The organism is Mesorhizobium sp. M2A.F.Ca.ET.042.01.1.1, assembly GCF_003997405.1.
In the GTDB taxonomy this organism is placed as follows: Bacteria; Pseudomonadota; Alphaproteobacteria; order Rhizobiales; family Rhizobiaceae; genus Mesorhizobium.
The window spans coordinates 1-904 of the sequence record NZ_RZRX01000594.1 but is presented as its reverse complement, the minus strand read 5'-3'; the positions used below and the strand labels follow the sequence as shown (position 1 = coordinate 904).

At 67.8% G+C, this 904-nt stretch carries 1 protein-coding gene; it reads right to left on the bottom strand.

Going from position 1 to position 904, the window contains the following annotated elements:
* Positions 1–87 precede the first annotated feature (87 nt).
* Positions 88–714: a DUF480 domain-containing protein gene (locus EOA23_RS35065; protein ID WP_127307350.1), complete on the bottom strand. Its 627-nt coding sequence runs from the start codon at positions 712–714 to the stop codon at positions 88–90.
* Positions 715–904: the final 190 nt, after the last annotated feature.

Here is a 904-nt window from a genome sequence, read left to right as displayed (position 1 = left end):
AACCCCGCCATGACATCTGATCTCCCCCCTTGAGGGGGAGATGTCCGGCAGGACAGAGAGGGGGGCCTCGCGCCAACGCTTCTGAAGCTACCCGCCCAGCGCCTCGATCTTCGCGCGCAGCGCCGCGACCTCCTCCTCCAGCGCCTTGACCCGCGCCTCGAGGTCGGAGTCTGCCGACGCCGCCGGCTGCCACGCTGCCGCGACGGCTGCCGCTTCCACCGGCCCGCTCAGCAAATGAGCGTAGCGCTCCTCGCGCTGGCCGGGCGCGCGTTCGAGCAGTTGGATCAGCGGCGGCCTCCGCCCGATCATCAGGTCGAGATTGTCGCGCAGCTCCTCGATCGAGGCGAAACGCGCCATCCGCTCGGAGCGGGCCAGCAGCTCATGCGCCGTCTGCGCGCCGCGCAGCAGCAAGAGGCCGATCACCGCGATCTGCGGCGTGGTCAGCGAAAAGCGCTGCGCCATCAGATGCTCGTAGCGCTCGACACGCGAGGCGAAGGCCTGGCGCACAAGGCCCTTCTGCTCGAGCGTGCTCAGCGCCCGCCGGATCTCGGTCAGCTCCAGCGCCATGACAGGCTCGCGCGCCGTCTTCTGGTTGGCGGCGGCGTGCGCGCCGTTGAGCGTCAGCGGATAGACGTCCGGCGTCAGCTCCTTCTTCTCGATCAGCGAGCCCAGCACGCGCGCTTCGACGGCGGAAAGGACGGGGAGATCGGTCATTGGCTGCAATCCTTTCTAGCGCTGGCGGGACAGCGCCCCCCTCTGTCCTGCCGGACATTTCCCCCCACAAGGAGGGTTTTGCATGGGAGCCGATATTTAGCGCACGAGGCAGATGGGCGTTTTTTGAAAGGCGCTCTGGCCGCTTTGGCGGGTTGTTTTGCCTCGCTCTTGAGGCCTCAGGCCGCCTTGG